Annotated in this window: 5 protein-coding genes and 4 tRNA genes; 2 read left to right on the forward strand and 7 right to left on the reverse strand. The window is 49.7% G+C overall.

Annotated elements, in window-relative coordinates; all coding sequences use genetic code 11:
• The 5 genes from DK872_RS27060 to DK872_RS27080 all read right to left on the reverse strand — a co-directional run.
• The coding region (locus tag DK872_RS27060) for a GTP-binding protein (RefSeq protein ID WP_227507214.1) at nt 1-158 on the reverse strand (158 nt) is incomplete at its 3' end.
• Between the two features lie 114 nt (nt 159-272).
• Nucleotides 273-348: transfer RNA gene (locus tag DK872_RS27065), tRNA-Thr, on the reverse strand.
• Between the two features lie 6 nt (nt 349-354).
• A tRNA-Gly gene (locus DK872_RS27070) sits at nt 355-429 on the reverse strand.
• Between the two features lie 113 nt (nt 430-542).
• Nucleotides 543-627, reverse strand: a tRNA-Tyr gene (locus tag DK872_RS27075).
• Nucleotides 628-635: 8 nt separating this feature from the next.
• Nucleotides 636-711 (reverse strand) — tRNA-Thr (locus DK872_RS27080).
• 327 nt (nt 712-1,038) lie between these two features.
• On the opposite strand from DK872_RS27080, the gene DK872_RS27085 reads away from it, so the two are divergent.
• On the forward strand, nt 1,039-1,587 hold the full coding sequence (locus DK872_RS27085; protein WP_035890514.1) for an N-acetyltransferase: 549 nt from the start codon (nt 1,039-1,041) through the stop codon (nt 1,585-1,587).
• A gap of 204 nt (nt 1,588-1,791) precedes the next feature.
• On the forward strand, nt 1,792-2,742 hold the full coding sequence (coaA, locus tag DK872_RS27090; protein ID WP_035890515.1) for a type I pantothenate kinase: 951 nt from the start codon (nt 1,792-1,794) through the stop codon (nt 2,740-2,742).
• Nucleotides 2,743-2,769: 27 nt separating this feature from the next.
• Here coaA and birA read toward each other — a convergent pair whose 3' ends face one another.
• The gene (gene birA, locus DK872_RS27095) at nt 2,770-3,732 is read right to left on the reverse strand and encodes a bifunctional biotin--[acetyl-CoA-carboxylase] ligase/biotin operon repressor BirA (RefSeq protein ID WP_035890516.1); all 963 of its coding nucleotides are present in this window, start codon (nt 3,730-3,732) and stop codon (nt 2,770-2,772) included.
• Nucleotides 3,729-4,757 (reverse strand): UDP-N-acetylmuramate dehydrogenase, encoded by a 1,029-nt coding sequence (gene murB, locus DK872_RS27100; RefSeq protein WP_035890517.1) that lies wholly within the window; start codon nt 4,755-4,757, stop codon nt 3,729-3,731. Before murB ends, birA begins: the two co-directional genes overlap by 4 nt.
• Nucleotides 4,758-4,911 lie beyond the last annotated feature (154 nt).

Raw genomic sequence — 4,911 nt, forward strand, 5'->3', positions numbered from 1 at the left:
GCGTTATCGATCTGATCGAATGCGCGGGCAGAACCACCGTAGGTTTTTGCCAGAACGGTAGTGATTGCAGCAGTCAGCGTTGTTTTACCATGGTCAACGTGGCCGATAGTACCGACGTTAACGTGCGGTTTTGTACGTTCAAACTTTTCTTTAGACATCGATTGTCCCTCTAAGACACGGATAAATCGGTGATATCACCACATCAACCAGGCAACATGCCCGACTTGTTGAATGCTAAATAACAGAAGAAAAACCAGGGAGGAGAAATGAAGTGGTGCTGATACCCAGAGTCGAACTGGGGACCTCACCCTTACCAAGGGTGCGCTCTACCAACTGAGCCATATCAGCACATCGTGGAGCGGGCAGCGGGAATCGAACCCGCATCATCAGCTTGGAAGGCTGAGGTAATAGCCATTATACGATGCCCGCATCCTGAAACTCGGCTACCCAGTGCTTCTGTATTGTCGGGAGAAGATTTTCTCTCCCTAAGAGCTGATTCACTACTGACACCAACTCTGGTTACGTTTTAGCGTAACTGAAAATGGTGGTGGGGGAAGGATTCGAACCTTCGAAGTCTGTGACGGCAGATTTACAGTCTGCTCCCTTTGGCCGCTCGGGAACCCCACCGGACTTGATGGTGCCGACTACCGGAATCGAACTGGTGACCTACTGATTACAAGTCAGTTGCTCTACCTACTGAGCTAAGTCGGCATCAAGTAGCGCGCATTCTAGGGAGACAGAGGAGTTGATGCAACAAAAAAATTGCACAAAACGTTCTATCGCTCACATTTTGCACGACACCCCATATAAACGCTGTAATTTCATGCAAGGAAGTATAAAAAAACAGCACCATATTCCACGACTTTGCGCCGCTAAGCCTCCTTTAACCGCGACAACATCGGGCATCTCTTCGGTGTGACTGCGTTAACATGGTGCAAAAAACCGTCATCGCAGTGAATATCTCTGAAGCCAGACCCAGATTGTGAGTTGGATCACTAATTGCATTGCTTTAGCCACCAACCCAATGGAGGTTTCACGATGAAAATTGTCTTGTTAAACGCAGCTACTTTGCCGGTCTACTGTCCGGAACTCGCCGAACTGCTGCTTGATGCACTTCATAGTGGCGCCTCTATCGGGTATCAACGCGCGATTAGCCAGCAGGAAGCAGAAAACGCCTTCTCACGATTACGCAACGAGCTGGAAACAGGTGAACGCCTGATCTGGATTGCACGCGATGAACAGGGCGTTGCCGGCAGCGTCAGCCTGCAACTCCCTACGCAACCTGAAGCACTGAACAGAGCCAACATAAAATTGTTGCTGGTACACCGCCGCGTGCGGCGCACCGGTATTGGGAAGAAGCTCCTGGCGGAGCTGGAGAAAACAGCCTGTATGCGTCAGCGCGGTCTACTGTGGCTGGAAACACCGTCAGGTTCTGCTGCAGAAGCGTTTTATCGTTCGCAAGGATATCGCTGCCTTGGGGAAATTCCCGATTATCTCTGTTCAGCGGATGGTTATTACCAACCAGCGGCCATTTACTTCAAACGTTTATTTGCGGTTAATCAGTTTGTTCGTTCTATTGCCAGCTGATGTGCAGAGCGTGATGCTTTCCCTGGAAAGCATCACGCAGACGCGATTTTTCATATTATTCCCTGTCATCTGGTGTTAACCTCCTGCCCATTGATCCCACTTATTTCAATAACGTCGAGCCATAGCATTACCTTAAGAGACTCTCTCTCTCACAACGTACCGGAAGCCTACGTGACGAGGGGTAATAGCAGGCAGATAAAGCTTATGAGTAAAAAAGAGCAAACGTTAATGACGCCTTACTTACAGTTTAATCGCAGCCAGTGGGCTGCTCTTCGTGATTCAGTTCCGATGACGCTTACTGAGGGCGAAATCGCACGATTAAAAGGCATTAATGAAGACCTTTCTTTGGAAGAAGTTGCAGAGATTTATCTCCCCCTTTCCCGTTTACTCAATTTCTATATCAGTTCGAACCTGCGCCGCCAGGCCGTACTTGAGCAATTCCTTGGGACGAATGGGCAACGCATTCCGTACATCATTAGCATTGCGGGCAGCGTAGCGGTAGGAAAAAGTACTACCGCCCGTGTGCTACAGGCATTATTGAGCCGCTGGCCAGAACATCGTCGTGTTGAACTCATTACGACTGATGGTTTTCTGCATCCCAATCAGGTACTGAAAGATCGTGGGCTAATGAAGAAAAAAGGCTTCCCGCAATCTTATGATATGCATCGCCTGGTGCAGTTTGTTTCGGATATTAAATCCGGGGTGCCGAATGTCACAGCGCCAGTTTATTCGCACCTTATATACGACGTGATCCCGGATGGGGATAAAACGGTTGCGCAGCCTGATATTTTAATTCTCGAAGGGTTGAATGTATTACAGAGCGGCATGGATTATCCTCATGACCCGCATCATGTATTTGTCTCCGATTTTGTCGACTTTTCTATTTATGTTGATGCGCCGGAAGATCTATTACAAACCTGGTATATCAACCGCTTCCTGAAGTTCCGCGAAGGCGCATTTACCAATCCTGACTCCTATTTCCACAATTATGCGAAATTATCCGAACAGGAAGCGATTGAGATCGCCTTGTCGCTGTGGAAAGAAATTAACGGCTTAAATCTTAAAGAAAATATTTTACCAACCCGTGAGCGGGCCAGCCTGATTATGACTAAAAGCGCAAACCATGCGGTTGAGCAAGTTCGTTTGCGTAAATAAATAAAGGGAGCGTCTCGCTCCCCTTGTTTATTCTGCACTGCGCAGTGAAATTTCTCCGCCGACCCAGGGTTTTATAACCCCATCCTGTTCAAGCAGTAGTGCTCCCTGCGCATCAATACCCCGGGAAATACCTATAATTTCTCTCTCACCGATAATCAGTTTTACCGGACGATTAATAAAATTATCCAGTTTTTCCCAGCGGGAAAGGAACGGAGCAAGCCCCTCTTGTTCAAAGCATTTCAGGGCGGTACGTAATTCAGTAACCAGACGTATGGCAAGCATGTTGCGATCGATGCGAACACCGGCTTCCTGCAGGTTAATCCAGCTCTGGCTAATATCTTCAGCCTGGGCTTTGCGCATCATCAGATTAACTCCAGCACCAACCACGATCTGCGCCGCATCGCCAGTTTTACCGGTTAATTCGACGAGGATGCCCGCCAGTTTACGATCCTGAAGATAGAGATCATTCGGCCATTTAACCCGCACCTGATCGGCACCTAAATCGCGTAAAACTTCCGCCATTACAATACCGATCACCAGACTTAACCCGATTGCCGCTGCTGGCCCTTGATCCAGACGCCAGTACATGGAGATATAGAGATTTGAACCGAACGGAGAGATCCATTTACGGCCACGGCGGCCACGGCCTGCCTGTTGATATTCTGCCACGCAGGCATCACCCGAATGCAGCTCATTAAGGCGATCCAGCAAATACTGATTTGTCGAATCAATCACCGGTAAAACGGCAATATTCCCCTGAGTAATACGTGAACGGATCAACGCTTCGTCCAGAAGCTGGATAGGCTCCGGTAAACTGTAACCCTTACCCGGAACGGTAAAGACTTCGATTCCCCAGTCACGAAGGGTCTGGACATGTTTATTGATTGCCGCGCGGCTCATTCCCAGGCGTTCGCCCAACTGTTCACCCGAATGGAATTCGCCATCTGCCAGAATAGAAATCAGCGTTAACGGAACGGTATTATCCTTCATGCAATCGTCTCCACGGCATTCACCTCACCGGCGCGGCCGATAAAACGCACTTCCGGCTCAAGCCAGACATTAAACTTCTCGCCTACGCGCTGGCGCACAAGGTGAGCGAGCTGCACCACATCATCGCTTGTAGCCGGCCCGGTATTTATCAGCACCAGTGCTTGTAAATGATGGATCGCTGCACCGCCAATAGCGACGCCTTTTAGCTGACATTGATCGATCAGCCAGCCAGCCGCCAGCTTTACGGAACCGTCAGCTTGCGGATAATGTGGAGCGTCAGGAAAGGCGGAGAGTAAGATGCCCGCCTGTTCTGCTGAGATCACCGGGTTTTTAAAGAAACTACCAGCATTCCCGTTAACTTTTGGGTCTGGTAATTTGCTGGTACGCATACGGCATACAGCGTCAAAAACATCTTTCGGTGTGACCGTCGCGGGATCAAGCCGGGTCAGATCACCGTAGGTCAGTACCGGCCGCCAGTTTTTTGCCAGACGCAAACCGACCGCCGTAATGGCATAACGATTCTGGTACTCATGTTTAAAGATGCTGTCGCGATAGCCGAAACGGCAGGCCTCTGCGGACAAACGCTTAGATTCACCACTGCTGAGTTCTACACAATCGACATAGTTGCAGACGCGCTGTAACTCGATTCCATATGCACCGATATTCTGAATCGGTGAACTCCCCGTGCAACCCGGGATAAGTGCCAGATTCTCAAGACCCGGTATTCCGCGTTCCAGAGTCAGTTGCACCAGGTGATGCCAATTTTCGCCCGCGCCGACGTGTAGATACCATGCATCGGCTTCTTCACGCACCTCAATACCCATAATACGGTTGATAATGACCGTTCCGGAAAAATCTTCCAGAAACAGCACGTTACTGCCTTCACCCAGAATCAGCACGGCCTGCTGGCTCTGTACCGCAGCCTGCCATGCATTGAGCAATTGCTGCGACGTTTCAGCGCAGACAATATGGTGGGCATTCCGATCAATACCAAAGGTATTCCATGGCTTAAGGGAGTGATTCATTAGCGATATCCTGATGCAAAAACACGGCTAAGTTTACCGTATCCAGGTGACGAGCGCTTGTGGTGTTTAAGGCGAGCATAAAGCAAAAAAGCCCCGTGCCGGGGCACGGGGCTTCCTGTCTCTTCCGCCCGGACGCAAAAAGGCCATCCTTCCG

Origin of the sequence: Kosakonia sp. MH5 (assembly GCF_009935945.1) — a bacterium.
Classification (GTDB): Bacteria; Pseudomonadota; Gammaproteobacteria; order Enterobacterales; family Enterobacteriaceae; genus Kosakonia; species Kosakonia radicincitans.

What these genes read in the sequence shown, in the direction of transcription:
- DK872_RS27085 (WP_035890514.1), top strand. Translation starts at nt 1,039, where the DNA reads ATGAAAATTGTCTTGTTAAACGCAGCTACTTTGCCGGTCTACTGTCCG.
- birA (WP_035890516.1), bottom strand. Translation starts at nt 3,732, where the DNA reads ATGAAGGATAATACCGTTCCGTTAACGCTGATTTCTATTCTGGCAGAT.
- coaA (WP_035890515.1), top strand. Translation starts at nt 1,792, where the DNA reads ATGAGTAAAAAAGAGCAAACGTTAATGACGCCTTACTTACAGTTTAAT.
- murB (WP_035890517.1), bottom strand. Translation starts at nt 4,757, where the DNA reads ATGAATCACTCCCTTAAGCCATGGAATACCTTTGGTATTGATCGGAAT.